The organism is Altericroceibacterium endophyticum, assembly GCF_009827595.1.
GTDB classification, from domain to species: Bacteria; Pseudomonadota; Alphaproteobacteria; order Sphingomonadales; family Sphingomonadaceae; genus Altericroceibacterium; species Altericroceibacterium endophyticum.
Genome location: NZ_WTYT01000007.1, coordinates 130,041 through 150,238, shown reverse-complemented (window position 1 = coordinate 150,238; position 20,198 = coordinate 130,041). Strand labels below are relative to the sequence as shown.

15 protein-coding genes are annotated in these 20,198 nt (G+C 59.1%); 4 read left to right on the top strand and 11 right to left on the bottom strand.

Annotated features, from left to right (window positions below):
• Positions 1–3: 3 nt before the first annotated feature.
• The gene (gene prpC, locus GRI91_RS15400; RefSeq protein WP_160737589.1) at positions 4–1,146 is read left to right on the top strand and encodes a bifunctional 2-methylcitrate synthase/citrate synthase; all 1,143 of its coding nucleotides are present in this window, start codon (positions 4–6) and stop codon (positions 1,144–1,146) included.
• A gap of 17 nt (positions 1,147–1,163) precedes the next feature.
• Positions 1,164–2,084: a methylisocitrate lyase gene (gene prpB, locus GRI91_RS15395; protein WP_160737588.1), complete on the top strand. Its 921-nt coding sequence runs from the start codon at positions 1,164–1,166 to the stop codon at positions 2,082–2,084.
• 65 nt (positions 2,085–2,149) lie between these two features.
• Here the strand turns inward: prpB and GRI91_RS15390 are convergent, their stop codons facing one another.
• From GRI91_RS15390 to GRI91_RS15370, 5 genes are all read right to left on the bottom strand, one after another.
• Complete coding sequence (locus GRI91_RS15390; protein WP_160737587.1) at positions 2,150–2,986, bottom strand: hypothetical protein; 837 nt, start codon at positions 2,984–2,986, stop codon at positions 2,150–2,152.
• A gap of 224 nt (positions 2,987–3,210) precedes the next feature.
• Positions 3,211–4,527 carry an MFS transporter gene (locus GRI91_RS15385; RefSeq protein ID WP_160737631.1) on the bottom strand — a complete coding sequence of 439 codons (1,317 nt, stop codon included), beginning with the start codon at positions 4,525–4,527 and terminating at the stop codon, positions 3,211–3,213.
• Positions 4,527–5,924 carry an MFS transporter gene (locus GRI91_RS15380; RefSeq protein ID WP_160737586.1) on the bottom strand — a complete coding sequence of 466 codons (1,398 nt, stop codon included), beginning with the start codon at positions 5,922–5,924 and terminating at the stop codon, positions 4,527–4,529. Before GRI91_RS15380 ends, GRI91_RS15385 begins: the two co-directional genes overlap by 1 nt.
• Before the next feature lie 6 nt (positions 5,925–5,930).
• Positions 5,931–7,544: an alginate export family protein gene (locus tag GRI91_RS15375; protein WP_160737585.1), complete on the bottom strand. Its 1,614-nt coding sequence runs from the start codon at positions 7,542–7,544 to the stop codon at positions 5,931–5,933.
• Between the two features lie 47 nt (positions 7,545–7,591).
• Entirely contained in the window at positions 7,592–8,578 is a 987-nt protein-coding gene (locus GRI91_RS15370; protein ID WP_237437951.1) for an MBL fold metallo-hydrolase, read from the bottom strand.
• A gap of 100 nt (positions 8,579–8,678) precedes the next feature.
• On the opposite strand from GRI91_RS15370, the gene GRI91_RS15365 reads away from it, so the two are divergent.
• Positions 8,679–9,389, top strand: a complete 711-nt coding sequence (locus GRI91_RS15365) for a TetR/AcrR family transcriptional regulator (protein ID WP_237437950.1) — start codon at positions 8,679–8,681, stop codon at positions 9,387–9,389.
• Positions 9,390–9,401: 12 nt separating this feature from the next.
• Here the strand turns inward: GRI91_RS15365 and GRI91_RS15360 are convergent, their stop codons facing one another.
• The 6 genes from GRI91_RS15360 to GRI91_RS15335 all read right to left on the bottom strand — a co-directional run bounded on the left by GRI91_RS15360 (position 9,402) and on the right by GRI91_RS15335 (position 19,175).
• Positions 9,402–9,833, bottom strand: a complete 432-nt coding sequence (locus GRI91_RS15360; protein ID WP_337190392.1) for an acetyltransferase — start codon at positions 9,831–9,833, stop codon at positions 9,402–9,404.
• Positions 9,811–11,214: a purple acid phosphatase family protein gene (locus GRI91_RS15355; protein WP_160737583.1), complete on the bottom strand. Its 1,404-nt coding sequence runs from the start codon at positions 11,212–11,214 to the stop codon at positions 9,811–9,813. The genes GRI91_RS15360 and GRI91_RS15355 overlap by 23 nt, the downstream gene beginning before the upstream one ends.
• Positions 11,215–11,226: 12 nt before the next feature.
• Positions 11,227–14,442 (bottom strand): TonB-dependent receptor, encoded by a 3,216-nt coding sequence (locus GRI91_RS15350; RefSeq protein WP_160737582.1) that lies wholly within the window; start codon positions 14,440–14,442, stop codon positions 11,227–11,229.
• A 138-nt stretch (positions 14,443–14,580) separates the two neighbouring features.
• Positions 14,581–15,546, bottom strand: a complete 966-nt coding sequence (locus tag GRI91_RS15345) for a FecR family protein (RefSeq protein WP_160737581.1) — start codon at positions 15,544–15,546, stop codon at positions 14,581–14,583.
• Between the two features lie 2 nt (positions 15,547–15,548).
• Positions 15,549–16,067, bottom strand: a complete 519-nt coding sequence (locus GRI91_RS15340) for an RNA polymerase sigma factor (protein ID WP_160737580.1) — start codon at positions 16,065–16,067, stop codon at positions 15,549–15,551.
• 111 nt (positions 16,068–16,178) lie between these two features.
• Positions 16,179–19,175 (bottom strand): DUF2339 domain-containing protein, encoded by a 2,997-nt coding sequence (locus GRI91_RS15335; protein WP_160737579.1) that lies wholly within the window; start codon positions 19,173–19,175, stop codon positions 16,179–16,181.
• A gap of 101 nt (positions 19,176–19,276) precedes the next feature.
• Between GRI91_RS15335 and GRI91_RS15330 the strand changes: the two genes are divergently transcribed.
• Complete coding sequence (locus GRI91_RS15330; RefSeq protein WP_160737578.1) at positions 19,277–19,867, top strand: TetR/AcrR family transcriptional regulator; 591 nt, start codon at positions 19,277–19,279, stop codon at positions 19,865–19,867.
• Positions 19,868–20,198 lie beyond the last annotated feature (331 nt).

The window sequence follows — 20,198 nt, the reverse complement described above, 5'->3', positions numbered from 1 at the left end:
CCTATGGCTAAAGAATTCAAACCCAAGAAATCCGTCGCTCTGTCGGGCGTCGTGGCCGGCAATACGGCGGTCTGCACCGTCGGACGCACCGGCAATGATCTGCATTATCGCGGCTATGATATTCTCGATCTGGCCGAGAGCAGCGACTTTGAAGAAATCGCCTGGCTGCTGGTCTATGGCGAATTGCCCACCCGGTCGCAGCTGGCGACCTATAAAGCGAAATTGCGCAGTTTACGCGGCCTGCCGCAATCCGTGAAGAAGGCGCTGGAGGCCATTCCCGCCGCGGCCCATCCGATGGATGTGATGCGCTCGGGGGTCTCCATGATGGGCTGCGTGCTGCCCGAACCCGCCGGCCATACACCGCCCGATGCGCGCGATATTGCCGACCGGCTGATGGCCTCACTCGGTTCCATCCTGCTCTATTGGTATCATTTCGCCTTTCACGGCCGCCGGGTGGATGTGGAAAGCGATGATGACAGTATTGGCGGCCATTTCCTGCATATGCTGCATGGTACAGCCCCTTCGGAACAGCATGTTCGGGCGATGCACACCTCGCTCATTCTCTACGCCGAGCATGAATTTAACGCCTCCACCTTCACCGCGCGGGTGATCGGCGGCACGGGTTCGGACATGTATAGCTGCGTGGCCGGGGCAATTGGCGCCTTGCGCGGTCCCAAACATGGCGGTGCCAATGAAGTCGCCTTCGAGATTCAGAAACGCTATTCCACCCCCGAAGAAGCCGAAGCCGATATTCGCCGCCGCGTGGCCGCGAAGGAAGTAATCATGGGCTTTGGCCATCCGGTCTATACGGTGGCCGATCCGCGCAATGCGGTGATCAAGCGCGTGGCGCAGGATCTGGCAGAGCAGGCCGGGGCACAGCGGCGCTTCGCCATTGCCGAGAGAATTGAAAGCGTGATGCAGGATGAAAAGCGCATGTTCGCCAATCTCGACTGGTTCTCTGCGGTATCCTATGATCTGCTGGGCGTGCCCACGGCCATGTTCACGCCTCTATTCGTCATCGCCCGCATGTCTGGCTGGGCCGCGCATGTGATAGAGCAGCGGCAGGATAACAAGATCATCCGCCCATCGGCCAATTACACCGGACCGGATCATCTCGATTTCGTCCCGATCGACCAGCGCGCCTGAAAGGCAGGAGAGTAACAATGCCCTATCTTGTTGCCGATGAATTGCCCGCTGAAAGCGCTGGCAAACGCTTTGCCCAATTGCTGGAGCGGTCCGGTATCCTGCGTATTCCCGGCGCGCATAATGGCCAGGCCGCCCTGCAGGCCAGGGCCGAGGGTTTCGAGGCGCTCTATCTGTCCGGTGCGGCGATGACCGCATCGATGGGTCTGCCCGATCTGGGCATCATCACCGTGGACGAAGTGGCTTTCTTCATCCGCCAGATCGCCCGTGCTTCAGGCCTGCCGCTCCTGGTGGATGGTGATACCGGCTATGGCGAGGCGCTCAACGCCATGCATATGGTGCGTGTGTTTGAAGAAGCGGGCGCGGGTGCGGTGCATCTGGAGGATCAGGTGCTGCCGAAGAAATGCGGCCATTTGAACGGCAAGACGCTGGTTCCGGCGAAGGAAATGGCGACCAAGATCGCCGCGGCCCGCAAGGCAAGCCGCGATATGGTGATCGTCGCACGAACCGATGCTGCGGGGGTCGAGGGTTTCGACGCTGCGGTTGAGCGGGCCAGGATTTATGTCGATGCCGGGGCGCAGGCGATATTTCCCGAAGCGCTGGTGACGCGCGACATGTTCAGCGCCTTTGCCGATGCCATGCCGGATGTGCCTTTGCTCGCCAATATGACCGAATTTGGCAGAACCCCTTTCTTCACCGCGAGTGAGTTTGAAGACATGGGCTACCGCATGGTCATCTGGCCGGTTTCGTCCCTGCGCGTGGCGAATAAGGCACAGGCGCAGCTTTACGCATCGATCCGCGAGCATGACGGCGCGCATGAAATGGTGGGCGCCATGCAGACGCGTGCAGAACTATACGATGTGATCGGGCTTAAAGATTACGAAGCGCTCGACGCCTCGATTATCGCAACTGTGCTGCCTGATCAGGCTTCGGACAGCTGAGACAATCATCCGGCCCGGCCAGCGTCACGAAAGACGCGGGTGGGGCCGGATGACTCAGCTCCAGATTATTCCGCTAAGGTGAAATTGCTGAAGAGCAACTTGGCCCCATTGCGTGTGCGGGTGGGCGCACTGAAGAAGAAATATTTGATGTTGTTGTCATCGAACAGCTGCGCATCAGCGATCTTTTCCTGATCGAGATAGACCCGCATCATATCTCCATCCACTGCGATGGAGATATGCATGATCTGATTGGCATATTTGCGCAGATCGAGCGGCAGACTGTGATAATAGTCGGTGGGGCTGCTGCTGACACTGCCGCTGCCGGCAAAATTCATATTCACCGCAGCCAGAGCGCCATTATTATGCGCATCCATCATATATTTGCGCGCGCTGTTGGTGCGCCCAAAGCCGAAATAAAACCCGCCCGCATCACGCGCCGTATCGGCGGCAATCAGCATATCGAATTCGATCGTAAAACGCTGTGGCAGGGGGTTTTCATCGGTCAGCCGATAGGTCGCAAAAGGCTGCAGAGCGAGCCAGCGCCCGGGCTTGCCCGCCACCGTCACGATGGAGCCGGAGCCGTTGGTTTTGAATTCGGGCGGCATCGCGCCCTTTGGCGCATTGGCAAAACTCGTGCTGACCAGCGTCGTCGCACCGGGGATGAAATCGGATGCTTCATTGATCTGCAGCGACTGGCCAGAGCTGCTCCGGTCCTGTCCGCGGCGCGATGATTGCGGGTCTTCACGGCCGGTGACCTGCCGTTCCACTTCCCGTTCCACGCGGTCTTTGACCGAATCCAGCAATCCGCCCAATTGCGCATGGGCCGGCTGTGCCAGCAGGAGGAGCGGAGAAATCAACGCTGCCTGACGGAAAAAACGACGCAAATGGGGATGCGAAAACATGGTACTTCCTAAGGGTTTCAGTGATTATTCTTGATATACGGGTCCTATAGAATGGCCTTCTAAATGTTCGGGGAAGAGTTGCACAAGGGCGCATTGCAACGGCTCGTCGCAACAAGGCGCAGCATTCGCTGCATAAGAAGATGAATATGGCAGACTATAGAATCCCCCACATCGCGTTTTCCGTTCGAAAATTTGATGCAGGGGATTTGTATTTTGTCTTTAAATCAAACGGCTTGCTGCGTTTCTTTCGGCGGTTTCAGCCAGAACAGCGCGATGGCGGCAATGGTTGACCCCAGACCCATGAGCAAGGCCACCAGACCCAGCGATCCGCCGGCGGCGAAGAGCAGGCCCGCCACGATCGGCCCCAATGCGGCGCCGCCACGGCCAAGACCGATGACGAAACCGGTCCCGCCAGCCCGCAGCTTGGTGGGGAAGGCCTGTGCGATCAGGGCATAGAGGCCCACAACACCGGCATTGGTGCAGAAACCGGCAATAGCTGCGACGGTGGAAAGCCCCTGCAATCCGGTCTGCCCCTGTCCAAAATAGGTAACCATTGCGGTGGACAGCAGCAGTGCGCCAATCACCAGCCAGCGAACCGTAATTTTGCGGGTCAGGGCGGAGAGGAACAGCGCCCCCAGCAAACCACCGACATTGGCCCAAACCAGCACTCCGCCGGCGGAGGAGGGTTCATATCCCATATCGACGACGATCTTCGGCACCCATTTCAGGATGAAATAGAAGGTCATGATATGGCAGAAATAGGCAACGGTGAGCAGCAAGGTCGTCCCACGCAGCCCCGGGGCGAACAGCTTGGCGAGCGAGATGCCGCTATTGTCATCCTTTTCCATCACGGGCAGCGCATTGACCATGGTATGGCCCATCCGCTTCAGCGTACGATTGACGCGCTCAAGCGAATTGGGGGCCTGACGTCCAATTTCAAAACTGATCGATTCCGGCAGGAAGAACAGAACCAGCGGAATAAACGCCGCCGTCACGATTGCGCCAAAGACAAAGACATCGCGCCATCCGCCCGTTTCGAGCAGACCCGAAGCAATGGAACCGCCAACAATGGCGCCAAAGGGATAGCCCGCGGCCATGATGATCACGGCCAGCGCCTGATTTTTACGGTTGGACAGCTCAGCCACCATCGCATTGGTGCAGGCCAGCATGCCGCCAATCCCCAGCCCGGTGCCGAGCCGAATGACGGACAGCATCGTGACCGAAGTGGCGAGCGGAACCAACGCCATGCCGCCTGCCATCACGACCAGACAGCCCAGAATGGTCGGGCGGCGGCCAATGCGGTCTGCCACCGTGCCCAGGAAAATCGAGCCGAAGGCCATGCCGATCAGCTCCATCGAAAGCACAAAGCCCAGTGCTCCGCGATCGATCCCCCATTCCGCGGCAATCCCGGGGGAGGCAAAACTGATCGCCAGAACGTCAAAACCGTCCAGCGCATTGAGCAGGATACATAGCGTCACCGCTATGATCTGCAGGCCCTTCATTGGCTCTTCGGCCAAAATCTCTCTTGGGTCGGCTTTCATCATGTCCTCTCCTGGGAATTTTTAGCAGGCTCATGGCCTGAATTCTCTCCGGCACCATCCCTTTGTGCCTGCGCGGCAGAGATACGGCCATTGCCAAAACGGCGATCCATCAAAATCATCAAATATGTCATCACGGGCAGGGGCAGTGCGATGGCCAGCAAGGCCGGTTTGGCCGGGTCTTCCAGAGACGCTCCAAAATCATGCACCAATCCGATCAGGACAGGGCCACAAAATGCCCCGATGCGCCCGATGCCCATCGCCCAGCCCATTCCCGCCGCGCGGACTGTGTCATTATAGAATGTAGCGGCCGCCGCTGTGATGCCTTTCTGCCCCCCACCAATACAAATCCCGGCCAGCAAGCTGGCCTGATGCAACGCCAACGCATCCCCACGCGGAACAAAGGCGATGATGGCCAGCGGCACGGCGCCGAGCGCGTAAATCAGGGCCAGCGCGCGGAAACGGCCAAGCCGCTCCATCAGATAGGCAATGATAAAAGCCGCCAGGGTTGCCCCGATGGCGAATGTCCCGGCAGCACTGGCGATGGTGGAAATCGCAAAACCGCGTTCGAGGAGGAGTACAGGCAGCCAGCTTTGAAAGGCATAGAAAACCGCCAGATTCAGCGGAAAGCCCAGCCAGAATAGCATGGTGCCGAAACGGATTTCGGGCCGTAGCAAATTCGCGGCGGGCGCTCTCTCGGGTTGATAGGGGCTGGAATGACGGGACGCTTCGCGCTGCAGATCGGGCCGGATACGATGCACCAATGCTGCCACGGGCAGCGCGGCCAGCCCCGCGCTTTGCAGCAGGAAGCGCCACCCCTGCGCCTCCATCAACCATCCCGCGCAAAAACCCACCGCCGCGAAGCCCAGCGAAAAACCGCAATAGATCAGCAGAACAGAGGGTGCCTTGAAACGGGGCGGGCTCCATTGAGTGACCAGCGCAATCGAACTGGGGATGCAGGCCCCCAGCGCAGCACCCGAGACAAAGCGGGCCAGCATGAAGCCGATGGGGCCGGTCATCATGCTGGCGGCGATGGTCGCCAATCCGGCAAGGGGCAGCGCCAGACACAGCATCCGGCGGTGCCCGATCCGGTCCGCCATGTGCGCGATCAGCATATAGCCCGCCATCAGCCCGCACAGGACAGAGGCAAAGAGCATGCCGAGCATGGTTTCCGACAGCTGCCATTCCTGCTGCAAATATGGCCCTGCAAAACTGACCGATTGCAGGATGATGCCCGCCGCAAACTGCACCAGAGTACAAATGCCGATGAGCCCCAGCGGCACAGAGCGCAGTGTCAGGCGCAAACGTGTCATCTGGTTGGTCATGACAGGCGCGGCCAGAGAAAGACTGCGCCCGCTATCGCTGATCTGCCGATCATACGGATAACGGGCGCAGACCATCCTGTATCAGAACCGCAGATGCAGCTGGGTCGAGGAATAGAGTTCATTCCCATAGCCCGCTTGTTTCAGCACATCCCCGGCCACATTGTAATTTATATCCTGCGCCACGGTGATGTTGGGGCTGATTTTCCAGCGAATGCGCGCGCGATAGATCTGCAGAACCTCTTTCCCATCCACCAGTTCGATGCCAGTATAGGGGGCAAAATTGGTGCGATAGATCGGTTCATTCTCATCCCTGCGCCAATAGAATCCCGCCTCTCCATAAAGAGAAACCTTATCAAGCGGGTCAAAAGAGAAGGTCGGGGCAAAGCCGGCCAGATTTGAACCTGTTACCGTATTGGTATCAGTATAGATGATGTTGGCGGGATAGATCGGATTGAACGTTTTGATCTCGCCCGTTTCCGCATAACTGCCCCCGCCAGACGCCAGTTCGGCATGAAAGCCTATGCGCGGGGCGCCGCGCCCCGGGGCCAGTGCAACACTCTGATTGGCACTGAGCGCGTAGGCGTCGACTTTACGCCCGACGAAATTGCCGTCCTGCTTGATCGCGTTCCAGTCAAATTTGAACCGGCCGACGTTGCCCCACAGACGCGCGCCATAGGTTTCACGCCGGTCGCGCCCACGCAGAATAGCCTGCCGGCGATTATCATTCACATAATGGAAATAGAACGGATCGAGGAAAATCTGCGATTTCTGTCCGGCCAGCTCACCATTGGTGAGCACAATGCTGGAGTTAAAACCGCTCAGCGTTTCCCCGACATTCACCGCATCTCCCAAGACGCCGCTATCTTCTGACGTATTGGCCAGCGAAAAGGCGGAGAAGCGGAAATTATCCCATTGGCTCCACAGTCTGACACCGTTCAGACTGCGGGGTACATTCGCCGCCTCCCGTGTGGAAATCAGCGGTTTCGGGCCATCAAAAAACATCTGCCGCCCCAACATGACACCGGCTTTGCCATTGCCAGCGAGCGGGAAGCGAGCCTCGACGAAAAGCTGCTGCAGGATCAGGTCGTTTTCCTGCGCACCAACCCGGGGCACGGTGTTCTGGCCAAAGGTCTGCATCGTGCCAAGTTCGGCATAGACCCGGAAATTCTCATTCAGATGTACGTCCACGCCAAATTCGCTGCGCGACTGTATTTCATGCCGGTCTCGCGCATTGTTCATATTAGGACGGGAAGAGAAATTATAGCGCAGCTTCTCATAACCGCTCAGCGTGACATAGCTGCCATCGCCCAGACCCAGCGGTATGTATTTCAAATCGCGCAAGGGGACATCCGCTGCATCCGGATTGGCGAGATAGCTCCAATCCTCGGCATAACGGACCATGTAGTGGTTAGGACCGGTCTTGGGGCCCCAGCCCTGAGCCGAGGCCGGATAGGCGCCGGGCAAGCTGCCGCGATTACGCACCGGATTGGCGGCCAGCGGGGCAGGCACCGAAGCAGCTTCTTCGACGGGCGCGCTCTCAGTGGATGCGTCATTTTGGACGCTATCGCGCGCAGAACTGGCAGGTGAAACATCAGTTTCGCCCTTGTTACCAGCCTCTTGCGCAATGGATGGGGCGGATATGCAGGCTGCCAATAGCAGGCAGCCGACACCCGTGCCGGTCCGCAGAACGGTCATAATCAGTGTGTCCGGATAAGAGGAGAGAAGCGGCGGAGAAATATCGGTCAGGAGACCGGGATCTCCTGCAAATCGCGTCCGACAATAATCTCGCCCGAATAATGGCGGGCGGCGCCTTCGCGCCACATATCATCGGTGATCCATTCCATGTCGCCGGGGACGAAATGGCTCATGACGAGTTTCTTCACACCGGCGAGCTGCGCAATCTTGCCCACTTCATCGGTCGTCGTATGGGCATTGATAATGTGATTGCGGAACGCTTCACCGCCGCGGGCTCGCTTGGTCAGCGCGTCAACGCCGGGCACATAGAGCGCTTCATGCACCAGCACGTCGGCGCCTTTGGCAAATTCTGCCAGCGGTTCATAATAGCTCGTATCGCCGGAATAGACGACGCTGCCATAGGGGGTGTCGAAGCGATAGGCGAAATTATGCAGCGGCTTATGCGGGGTGGGCAGGGCGGAAACGCGCACCTTGTCATCCTGCATCACTTGCTGCGGGACGAACTGAAGATCGTGCCCATGCACCAATTCACGGGGGTCGACGCGCCCCTCATCGGCAATGCGGGTGTCGATATCGAGGTGGTTCAGCGCCCAATAATCACGCACCATCTCGTCCATGCCCTTGGGCCCATAGGCATGGATCGGATTGGTCAGCGAATTGGTGACCCAGTTATTATACAGGAAATTGCCGAATTCCAGCTCATGGTCGGAATGCATATGCGATATGAAAATCGCCTTCAGCTTCCGAAAATCGAGGCCTGCTTTCACGAATTGGGCGCTGACGCCCATGCCGGTATCGATGACATAGATGGAGCCGTCCACCACCAGCGCATTGGCCGGGTTGGAGCGGGTTCCGCCCACACGCGGGCCGCCTTTGGTGCCCAGCAGAACCAGCTTCGCGCCGCTTGCGTCAGCAGCAGTCGATTGGGCGAAGAGAGGGGCGGGGGCATAAGCGGCAACACCCGCCACCAGGCCGAGTTGCAACATTTTACGGCGACCGATCTGGAACCGGTCAGAATTCTGATCGTGAGACATGATCATCTCCCTCCTGACTTTTTTATCTTGCGCGATTTTATGGGTAGGCAGGCACATATGTCAATACGAATGATACTCGCATTCGGTTTTTGATTCCTGGTTGATTGATCATCTTCCCTGCGGCAAGTCCGCCAGTATGGACAATTTATGGGCAAGTGACGGGGATTGGGAAGAGGAGCTGGCCGCCGCCGGCGTGGCGCCCACATTGCAGAAGCGCAGCCGCGAGATGCGCGACCGATTGATCGGCACCTCGCTCGAAATTGCACGCACTATCCCGTTTGAGCAAATCAGCGTGCTGGATCTGTGCCAGGCGACCGGCTGTTCCACCGGCGCTTTTTATGCCCGCTTCCCCGATAAGAACACCTTGTTTCGCGCCGTCATGCTGGCATCGGCGGCGCAATCACGGCCCCTGCTGGAAAGGATCATCAAGGAAACGCCCTTCGACAAGATCCTGCCCATATTGATCGATTCGCAGGTCCAGCGTTTCCGCAATCAGATTGACTTTTTCCGCGCCGCCTTCCGGGTCAGCCTGGAATGCAGCGATGCCTGGTCCCCGTTTCGGCGCAACAGTCAACGCCTCGCAAATACCTATCTCACCCGCCTGCGGGCCGAGGAGGGGATCGATCAGGACGCCATTGATGAAGGGCGCGTCCATTTCGCCTTTCAGATCATGTATGGCGTGCTGAACAACACCGCGCTCAACCGGCCGGGGCCTTATAACTTCGAAAGCCCCGAATTCCCGGCCCTGTTGCAGGATGCCATGGAGATGATGATCGGCTGTTTTGAACCGCGCAGGGCCGCCAAAGGCTGAACAGCGCCGTCATCAGCCCCGATATTGCAGGTGGATCAGGGGATAGGGACGTCCCTCGGTATCGCGCTCGGAACGGCCGGTGGGGATGAAACCCATGCGCTGATAAAAGCCGATTGCCTGATCATTCTGTTCATTCACATCGGTCGTCATCTGTGGATGGAGGGTCAGGCCATGCCGCACCAGGGTGGCGCCCAGACCCCGCCCGCGCTGCACCGGATCAACGAACAGGGCTTCCATATGCCCGTTATCGATCAGCATGAAGGCCAGCGGACGGTCCTGCGCATCCACCGCCAGCCACAGCGGCGCCTGCGGCAGGAAACCGCAGACCAGTTCATCGAGTTCGCGCCGGTCCGACGCGGTCAGAAAATCATGCGTGGCATCCACCGCGCCGCGCCAGATTTCAATGATGCGCGCCGCATCATCAGGGCGAGAAAGACGAACCATAACCATCGCCGCCCCCTACTGCAATTGGGCGGAAAAAGTAATCGCGATTGCGCTTTCCGCCCAATTGTCTGAACGCAGCACGCGTGGATAATGCGGCCGATGGCTTCTTCAACACCACTTCATCCAGCGCCTCGCCCGTCGCGGTGAAAGCGCGGTAGGTAAGCTCCGTCTGGCTGACATCAATCACCTGATAGGCCTGTGTATGCGACGCCGATTTGCGCGCCCAGGGCAGCGGTGCCACGGGGTACATTTTTGGCCCCGCAACCGAGACGGCATAGGTCGCCCCCGCATCATCCGGCGCTGGACCATTCGGACCTATCGCGCCGCGCGCATAGCCATGATCATGGCCCTGCAGCACCAGATCGACGCCATATTTATCAATCAGCGGTTTGAGCGCGGCGCGGACTTTGGGATTATCCCGGTCCGGCTCGCTCGAAAACAGCGGGAAGTGCAGGAAGATTACGGTCCAGTGGTTGGGGTTTTGCGCCAGCAAGCCGTCCAGCCAGCCAATGATCGCCGCGCGCGCTTCAGGATCACGGTCCACTTGCATGGAATCGACCGATATCAACCGCAGGCCCTGATAATCGGTGTACCAATTGGTTTCGGCAAGATCGGCCATGGCGGCCGGGCCGTTTTCCGGCAGCGTGAATTGCCGCCGCCACTGGCCGGTTACCGAAGATCCGGCACGAGCGGATTTATCCTTGCCATATTCGTGATTGCCCGGCGTCGGCATTTGCGGCGTCTGAGCATAGAGAAAACCGCCAGAGGCAAACCATTCGCCCCATTCAATGTCGCTATTGTGGCGATTGATGAGGTCGCCCGCATGGATCACGAATGCGGCGTCACCCGCCTGACGGAATGCCATGCGCAAGGTCCGCGATGCCTCGGACAGGACATTGTTCTGCATGTCGCCCAGATAGATGAAACGGAAGGGCTCCGGCTCCGCCTCGCCCGTGCGGAACTGGAACCATTCCGACCAATGGGCGCCATCACCCACACGGTAGGCATAGACGGTGCCGGGTTTGAGCCCGGTCAGCGTGGCCGAATGATAGGCAGCACTAAATTCCGGATCTTCACGCACGGCAAAGGTTGCATCATCGGTCAGTGCATCCAGCACCATCGGTGTTTTCACATAATCCGGCCCGGCGGTGGCCTCGGCATATTGCACCTGACCAGATCGGCCGGGGGCAGAACGCCAGGTGATCGCCATTTCATGCGCAGTATCCTGAGTCAGGTTCAGGATAATCCGCTCTGGCAGAACCGACGCCGGGGCAAGGATCGGATCGGACTGATCCTGCGCCATAACGGGCGCACCATGGAAGGCGGGCAAGGCAGCGCAAAACAGCACCGCCCCCAGCTTGAGAGAAGACAGTTTTTTCATGATGTCACTCGTTCAGAAAATGAGGTTGAGGCCGAAGGTGATCGAGCGGCCATTCTTGATATAAGCGCGGCTCGCACCCTTGCCGGTGGAAACGGTGTTCCAATATGTATGGCTATCGAACAGATTCTGGATCTGCACCGAAACGGAGGATTTCTTCAGGATCGCCTTGCGGAAGGTCAGATCGACGAAGGAGTAATCCTGTTCATAGGGATTGTTGCCGAAATCATTGATGCCGCCCATGAATTTACTCTGGTAATTCCACGCGCCGTAGATTTCCCAACCCTCGCGCTCCCAGAACACCTGCAGATTGGCGATGGTTTCGGGCGTTTCCATCAGCGGTAACGTGTACCCGTCCGGGTGCCATGACAAGCCGGTCACAGCCTTGGAGCGCTGCAAGGTCAAATTGCCGCCAAGGCCCAGCGAACCGAAGATGCCCGGCAACCAGTGGAGCAATTGCTGGCCCGACAATTCGATGCCATACACTTCGGCCCAGTCGCCATTATTGGGCATGGATATAACCACACCGTCCGGCGATTCATTCACCCCGACGGTGCCGTTGCGAATATTGCTGGAGGAGGAACGGAACAGAAAATTATCGATATGTTTGTAGAAAACAGCCGCGGAATACGCCCCTGACTTACCGGCATAATGCTCCAGCGACATATCGAGATTGACCGAACGCAGCGGTTTCAAATTCGGATTGCCCTGCTCGATCGCAATCAGTTCCCAATCGCTGGTCGGGTTCTGCACGCCGTCACCATCTGGATCGACATTATAGCCATATTCGCGGGCCGAGCTCATCCGCGCAATATCCGGTCGGGCAAAGCTGGTCCATGCGGCAGCGCGCAACAATGTGGTGGCGGACAGGTCATAATTGAGGTGGAGCGACGGCAGAATATTGGTGAAGCTGCTGCTGTCCGACGAAAACCGCGCGCCCTGCACCTGATCCATCACCCAGGCGTCAATGTCATTGCGCGTATGTTCAACACGAACTCCCCCGATCAGCTGCGCATCGCCAAAGCGGGCCGTAGCCATGACATAACCGGAATAGACCCGTTCCTTGAATGTGAAGCTGTCTTCACTGGACATGACGGAGTTGGACGGATCGACTGCAAAACCCTCAAAGATCGCGCTTTCGCCGTCTTCCGCGCGCTGCAGCTCGGCCAGCATCTTGCCATTATCGATCGTTGTTCCTAGTCGATAGGGCCCGCTATATGTTCCGCCGAACAGGCTCGAAATATCCTCGCCATAAAAACTGGCAAAGTCGGCCAATGTCCCCTCTGCATCCAGATTGAGGAAGGTGCCTTCAAAGGTTTCGCGGCGGGAATCGAAATATTTTCCGCCAAATTTTATCGCTTCCAGCCAGTCTGAATCCGGCTGCCACAAATTGTTGAACTGGGCCTGCCACAATTTCTCGCTCGACCCGCCGACTTCGCCTTCCAATCCGTTGAAATCATATTCGGTGGGGTTCTGCACCCCCTCCATTCCGGCTTCGTTCAGCAGCCATTTGGGAAATCGCGAATCTTCGGAGCTGGAGAACAACACGCCCTTATTGCCGACCCAGCCATATTTGTCGGATCGGAATTCCAGCTCATAGCCATCATCCAGATCATCTTTGGACTGAGAATAGGAGACGTCATAATCGAGCGTCATCTGTCCCAGACGTGAGACACCGCCAATGTTGGCCGAGGACAGATTGCCCGTTTCGCGCGAACCCTCCCAGAACCGGCGCAGGCGAAAACCCTGCGGATCCCATGAGCCGGATTTACCGTAGAGATTGTAATAGGAACGTTTGGAACGATCCGCATCGCTGATGATGCCATCACCATCCTGGTCAACAATCTGATCGACCGTGTAGCCATAGATCCGGCCCAGCGTCTCGTCTGTGCCGACGACATTGTCACCGGGCGCAGCAAGTCCGGTTTCGCCCTTGTCGATTTGCACCAGACGCGCGGAATTCCGGCTCGTATCATTGCGGAAATTCAGGCGGTTGAGGAATTCTTCCTTCTGATAGGTGTTATATTGCCCGCGCAGATGGAAATCGTGCTTGTCAGATCGGAAATCGAGGCTGGCATTGGTGCCCCAGCGTTTCACATCGGTTTCGCCAAAACCCAGATTCATCCCCCGCATGACAAAGCGGTTCGGGTCCCAGCCCAGTGTTTCGCTGTCTTCATACCAGCTGTCGGGCTGGTTATCGCCATCCACACCGTTCTGTTCGAATTGCGATTTGCGGCGGCTCCAACTGCCCGAGATGAACAGGCCCCAATGATCGTTGAACTGGCGCGACACCGCACCGGAAATCTGGCCCGATTTGCGGTCGTCATATTTGTCGAGAAAACCGCCTTCCAGCGACAGCCGGGCATAGGTCGGGTCCTGATCGAAGGCGGTCGGCGTTTCGATATCGACCGAGCCGCCCAGCGCATCGCCGTCACGATCAGGTGTCAGCGTCTTGAATACGGTGATCTGTTTGATGCCATCGGGCGGCAAAACCGACAGACGGACCCCGCGAAAGAAATTGTCATCACGTGACCCGGCACCGCCAATGCGCACCCCGTTCATGGTGTAATTGTTGAGTTCGGTGGACAGTCCGCGCACGGTAATGCGGTCGCCTTCCCCGGTCGTGGCATTGCGCACCGCATTGACACCCGGCAGGCGGGCCAGCGATTCCGACACATTATTGGCGGGCAATTTGCCCATGTCATCGGCAGAGACAGTGTCGGAGACGACCCGGTTTTTCCGCTTCACATCCAGCGATTTCTGAACCGCTTCGATAAAACCCTGCACGACAATCTCGCCATTTTCGTCTGTCTTGCCGGCGCCATCGCCTGCCTCACCAGCAGCCGGGCGCTGCGCAGCGTGCGTGCTGCGATCGGCGGTCTCCCGACGCTTCGCCAATGATGCGGGGCGCACGACGATGGTCCCGGCGCGCATTTCGGTGGTCACATTCGCGCCGCGTACCATAACCTCCAGTGCCGCCTGAGCCGACATCGTGCCCGATACGGAATGGCTGCGCTTGCCGCGCAGCGCATCGGGGGAGGCGGAAACCTGCATCCCGGTAATACGCGAATATTGCTGCAAGGCGCGGGCCAGATCCTGCGCCGGAATCGTGAATTGATACTGGCTGGTCGTGGCTGCCTGCGCAGCAGTCGCACCCGTAACACTGGCCGCAGCAGCAGAGATAATGGCGAGCGCCGAAGCGCAGGCCCGAAGCCGATTAAAACGATGCATAAAATACCCCCGAAAACATGTTAGTTCGGGGGGAAGACGGAGAAATGACGCTTTACCCGACAAATAATTTTTGTGACATTTTCAAGTACTTAATGTGTAAATTTGATGACACGACGCCGCCGGAATTTATGGCAGCCTTTACCGGGAGATAGCGTAATAATCATCATGCTTTTGCCAATTGAGATCATAGGTGAGGGCCAGCGCATCAAGCACCGCTTCGGGTTTGGAAATCTGGAAACGGCCACTCACCTGCAGATCACCCAGCGCCGCATCTTCCAGCCTGACCGGCAATTCCGACCGGCGATTGAGCCGCTCGATCAACTGGCTTACCGGCGTGTTAGCCGCATCATACCAGCCATCAATCCAACCGGGGCTGTCCCCCATAGGCGCGGGCAGGCTCCGCACCCTGTTCCCGGCAATTTCAATTCCACTGCCAGCAGGCAGGCGCCATTGCCGTCCTGCCCCGACATCCACCCCGACAACGCCGCGAAACACCGTGACGGTGAGCGTTTCGTCAGTGCTTCGATCGATATCGAAGGCGGTCCCCAGCACGGTCACCTGCGCCTCGCCCATGTCCACATCAAAGCCCCTGAGCTGCTCATGCGCGACGTCGAAAAATGCTTCTCCGCTGAGCAGATCAACCTGCCGCGACCATGGGGTCAGCCGCACATCGATGGCAGTCCCGCTGCTGAGCATGACCGTCGATCCATCCTTCAGCGCCACTTCCAGCACATCGCCATGGGGGGCCTGATAATGATATGTATCGGTCAGAAGCACCCCCGCCACGGGCAGGGCGATGATCAGACACAGCAGCGCCGCGATGACACCGCCGCCCAGAATGCGATTGCGCGCTGCCCAAGAAAGCGGGTCATTGTCATTCGGCGCCGCGGGCAGGGTGGGCTGCGCCTCTGCTTCTGCCAATGCCGCATCAAATCCGTCCGATTGCCAGAGCGCCTGCATCCTCGCGTAACTTTCAACATGGCGGGGGTCGCTCATGATCCAGCGGTCGAAATCGGCCGCCATCTCACTGCTTTGAACCGGGCGGTTCATGCGTTCGACCCAAATCGCCGCCCTGCGGTCAATCTCACGGAATTCGACTGGCATGATTATTCTCCTGCCAGTTCGATTCCCGCCCGCTCGAAAGCGAGCCGGAGATCCACAAGCGCACGGGTAATATGTTTTTCAACGGCCTTCACACTAATCGCAAGCTCTTCCCCAATGAGGCGGCAGCTTTCCTCCTTCAATCGGCGCCGAATGATAACTTCACGCCGCAAGGGGGGCATGCGCCGCAAGCAAGAGGACAAAACCTGCACTGCATGCTGGGAATCCAGCGCACGATCCAGCGATGGTGCATCGCTCACCCAATGATCCTCTGGCTCGGCCGCATGGCGGCTTTCGCGGCGGTTGACATCGATCATCAGATTGTCCGCGATGCGGAAGCCCAGCGCCAGATAACTGCCAATCGCCTGTGTCTCACGCAAGGCAATCAGCCGGGCGAGCACTTCCTGCGCCACGTCGTCGGCCACATCCGCCCGCCCGCAGCGCGTCCGGGCATAACGGCGCACAGCCTCCCGGATCGCCGGCCAGTCTTCCAACTCACCGTGGCTAGAGGTTTCGCTCTTCAACAGCACACACATCCTCAACTGACGATTGCGCTGCGCTAGTCACCTTCGATGACAGTCCTGCGACACCGGGTGAGGCGGAGAGGAGGAGGAGCGGCCTCCTCCCGTTCCGGCTCAGCGAGGCTCCTTGTCACTGGTGCCGGCAAATTTGAGCTGACGGCTGTAGAACCAGCCAATGCCGATAAGGCACAGGCCCAGCGCCATGAAGGATGCGATCCGGGCCAGCCCTTCCAGCCCGGCGGCATCGAACAGAAACACTTTCGATACGGCCAGCAGCATCAGCACCAGCGATCCAATCCGCCAGCTGCGCTGCTGGCGCCACGCGCCCCAGCCCAGATAGGCGAGTGCCAGCGCAATGGAAAGCAGGGAGCGCAGCAAATCCTCCTGCTGCGTCATGGCCGAATATGTCAGGATCGTGCCGGAGAATATCTGGCGCAGTTCGGACAGAAACAGCATAGCGAGGAGGAACATGATCGCCGCATCGGCGAACGGCCGTGCTTTTTGCGCCACCGCATCCGGTATGCCGCGCCCCGTGCTGGCCCGCCCCACGCTACCCCGCAATACCACCAGTGCTCCGATGGCCATGCCATAGGCTGGCAGCAGCAGGTTCACGATCGGCAAAGTGCCGACCGCCTGCGTGTCCCACAGCGGATTGTGCAGCATAAGGGTGAAGCAGACAAAATGCGCCAAAGCGAGGAGCGCCAGACTGGCCCCCACGATCCGTTGATGGAGGAATGTTTCGCGCAAGGTGAGACACGCAATCGCGCCCCCCGCGATGGCAGCTTGCCAGAGCGTGCGCTCCGCCATTCCCAGTGCCACGAAACTCTCGAGGTCGGTGATGGCGAAGACGGCTTTGTACAGGATGTGGAGCATAATGACGGCCAGTCCGCCGCCGATGATCCATCCACCCTTTCGCCATTCAGGCAGGAAGCGCCGCGACAGGAGGAGCGAGCCGATCCATGCGGCGACCAGCGGCGCAAGGGTTCGGATCAGGAAATGCCGCGTATTCGAGCTGAAATCCATCATCGGCTCGCCCGAGAGCGCCTCAAATCCGGCAAAGCCCCAAATGCCCAGCGCCGGAAGCGCCCACAGCGTCGCAATGCCGATCGCCCCGGCATGCGCAGCGCGCCATGGCATCCGCCAGGCAAGCGCCAGCACCCCGCCGGCAACCATCGTCGGCAGCCAGCTATCGGGCACGGATTGCGCCAATGCGCCATAGAGGAAAATCACGCTCAGCACTTGCGCGGCCTGCCATGCACGGCGCTTCGGCTTCCGCATGACCAGCAGCATGAAGGGCACCGCGGCGCTGAATGCGCGCAGAGTATCGCGGCTGAGGCCCCAGCTTCCCGTATCGCCGACAAGACGAAAAAACTCTTCGCTTCCGGCGGTGGACAGTTGCAGGATCGCTCCGATTACGGCGAGGCCGCCCAGGAGGATGTCGGCGCCATACATGCGCTGTTGTCGCAGCAGCAGGAAGGCAGCCGAGGCGATCAGGGCCACGACCACGGGGGCGGCCCAACCGGGCACGAGAAGCAACCCGGCCAGCAGCAACAAGGCTGAGCAGGAAGCAAAGGCCACCATGGTCCACAGCGCCAGCGGTTCCTGATCTTTGGGCCATTTGATCCAGGCAGCGGCGGCCGGCGCGAGCGCCAATGCCAACCCAGCGGAGGCGATGATACCGTTTTGCCCTTCCGGCAAGGCGATGCCCAATTGCCAGCAAAGCGCAGCAATCAGCGAGATGGGGTAGAGCGCCAGCTGCCCCCAATCGATCTCGGCCGCTTCATCCCGCATGATCCGCAGCAGCGGCGTGCCGATGAAGATAGCCGCCATCGCGGCGGAGACGGCGGCCAGCGCGGTCCCGGCAGCGTCAGGCCCAGAGTCAGGCCATGCGGCGATCAAACAGGCGGAAAGCGCGGCAGCGATCCCTCCCGCTTCACGCAGGCGCTGATTGCGCCAGCCCAGCACGGCAATGGCGGCGGCGAGCAGGATATAGGCGCCCCATGCCAGCATGGAATAGCCGCTGCTATCCACCAGAGCCGCGATCTGCAGCGTCGCCAACGTGCAAGCCGCGAGCCGGCCAAGGCGTCCGAACAGGCCCTGTCCCATCAGGGCAGGCAGCATGGTGCCGACCAGCACCAGATAGCCGCCTATGGCAAGGATGCCGAGGGAATCGACTGGCCCGCTGATCAGCATCAACGCTCCCCAGCCCAGGCCGCCGCCCAATGCGGCAAGGCCCAGCCAGCTGCGGTTCTGGCGGCGTCCGGTATAGACGAGGCCGCCCGTCATCAGCGCCAGATAGGTTGCCAGCAGGGGCAAGTTGGGCTCGGCGGCCCCGGCCAGAGCCGGGGCAGCAAAGCCGCCGAGCAAGCCAAGGACCGCGCTCGGCAGACCAAAACGGTATGATAGTGCAATGGCGAGCGCGGTGACGCCTGCCAGCCCGGCAAAGGCGATGCCGCCATGGATCAGGCCATAGAATGACCCGGCCAGATAGAAGCTGGCATAGAGCGTTGCGAGACCGGCCCCGGCCAGCGCCTGCCTGACGCGTGCATCCGCCAGTTTTGCGCTGAACCGGTGCGCCAGCTCGGCACCGGCCAGCAGCACGGCACCAAAGATAAAGCCGAGCGACACGCGCACGCTTTCATTCAGCAAACCATTTTCGATAGACCAGCGGACAAGGAAGAAACCCGCAACGGCCAGCGTGATCCCGCCGGCCCAGATCGGCAAAAGACGTCCGAAAATATACTCGAAATCAAAGGAAGGGCGCCACGCAAGAAGGCTCGCTTTGGCTGAGGTTTTCTGGACCTCAATCTTCGCGTCACGCGCCGGAATGGCAGTGCTGGCGCTGTCCTCACTGTCGAATGTTTGCGGAGAGGGCTGTTTCAGCTGCGGATTCGATGCCCGTGTTGAACTGCGCACGTCACCCGGATCACTGCTATGGCCGGAAGCCGGGGCAGGCGCTGGCGCGCGCTCGCGCACCGCCGCTTTATCCCTTGCCGCCATATTCGTCTGATCGCCGTGCTCAAGCTGATGCAGCCTGCGCTCCAGCCCGCCTACACGGTTCCAGAGATAAGCGACGGCACCCACGAGACCGAGCAGCAAAAGCGCTTCCATACATACCCTTCCAGAAATCGACACAGAGGGCTTAAAGCATAATTATACACTGTTCAATTATAAAAATAGACACTGTTCAATTTAGCTCTTAAGAGATCCATATGGGGAGACGCTCAGATCATTCGCGCGAGGAATTGCGCGCGCTGTTTATCGCGCAGGGACACGCCTTGATGGCAGAGAAGGGCCTTGCCGCATTTTCAGGCAGGGAAGTTGCCAAGCGCGCGGGTTATTCGGTTGGTACGATCTACAATGTGTTCGGCTCGCTCGACCAATTGATCGCCGCCATAAACTCGCACACTTTCCTGATCTGGGCCGAATTCCTCCGCCAGCGGCTCGAAAGCGCAGGGGAAGATCGCATCAGGGCGCTGGTCGAAGGCTATTTCGAATTCGCGCTCGAAAATCCGCGCATCTGGTCGGCGATCTATGACCATCGTCTGGCCGAAGGAGAAGTGCTGGGCGAGATCGAGCATTCTCACCGGGTCGAACTGACCGCAATCGTGGAAACAGAAGTGCGGGCAGTCCTCCCCGGCGGCGGCGGCCCCGAAACGCCGCGCTTTGCCCGATCGCTCATCGCGACGGTACACGGCCATTGTTCCTATCTGGTCAGCGGCAGCTTCGCCTTGCTTGAGGAAAGCGACCCCGTCGGCAGCGCACTCGACCGCGTGCGCGAATGCCTTGCTGCGCAACGCTAGCGATACAGCCCGGATCAATCGATCTTCTGTTAAACCAATTTTGAAAAGAGACAGCTTTCGGCAGTTTCGAAATGAGACTCACGTGGCTACCGTACTCCCACAAGCGAGCAAATCTTGGGCAGCAAGGTCGGACGATCCGGAACGGCGGCTTTTGGGGATGCCGATTGGGATAGCGGACATCCTGAACGGCAAGCTGGCGTGTCAGCTTCGCGCCCTATTGTCGGACGTTAAGCGAATCAGCGTTGAATCCCAAAAGCTGCCATTTCGCGTGCCGCGGCATTCAATCCCTTGCATTGGTCGCCATACTTTTTGTCAAAGAGCCTTTTGAGAA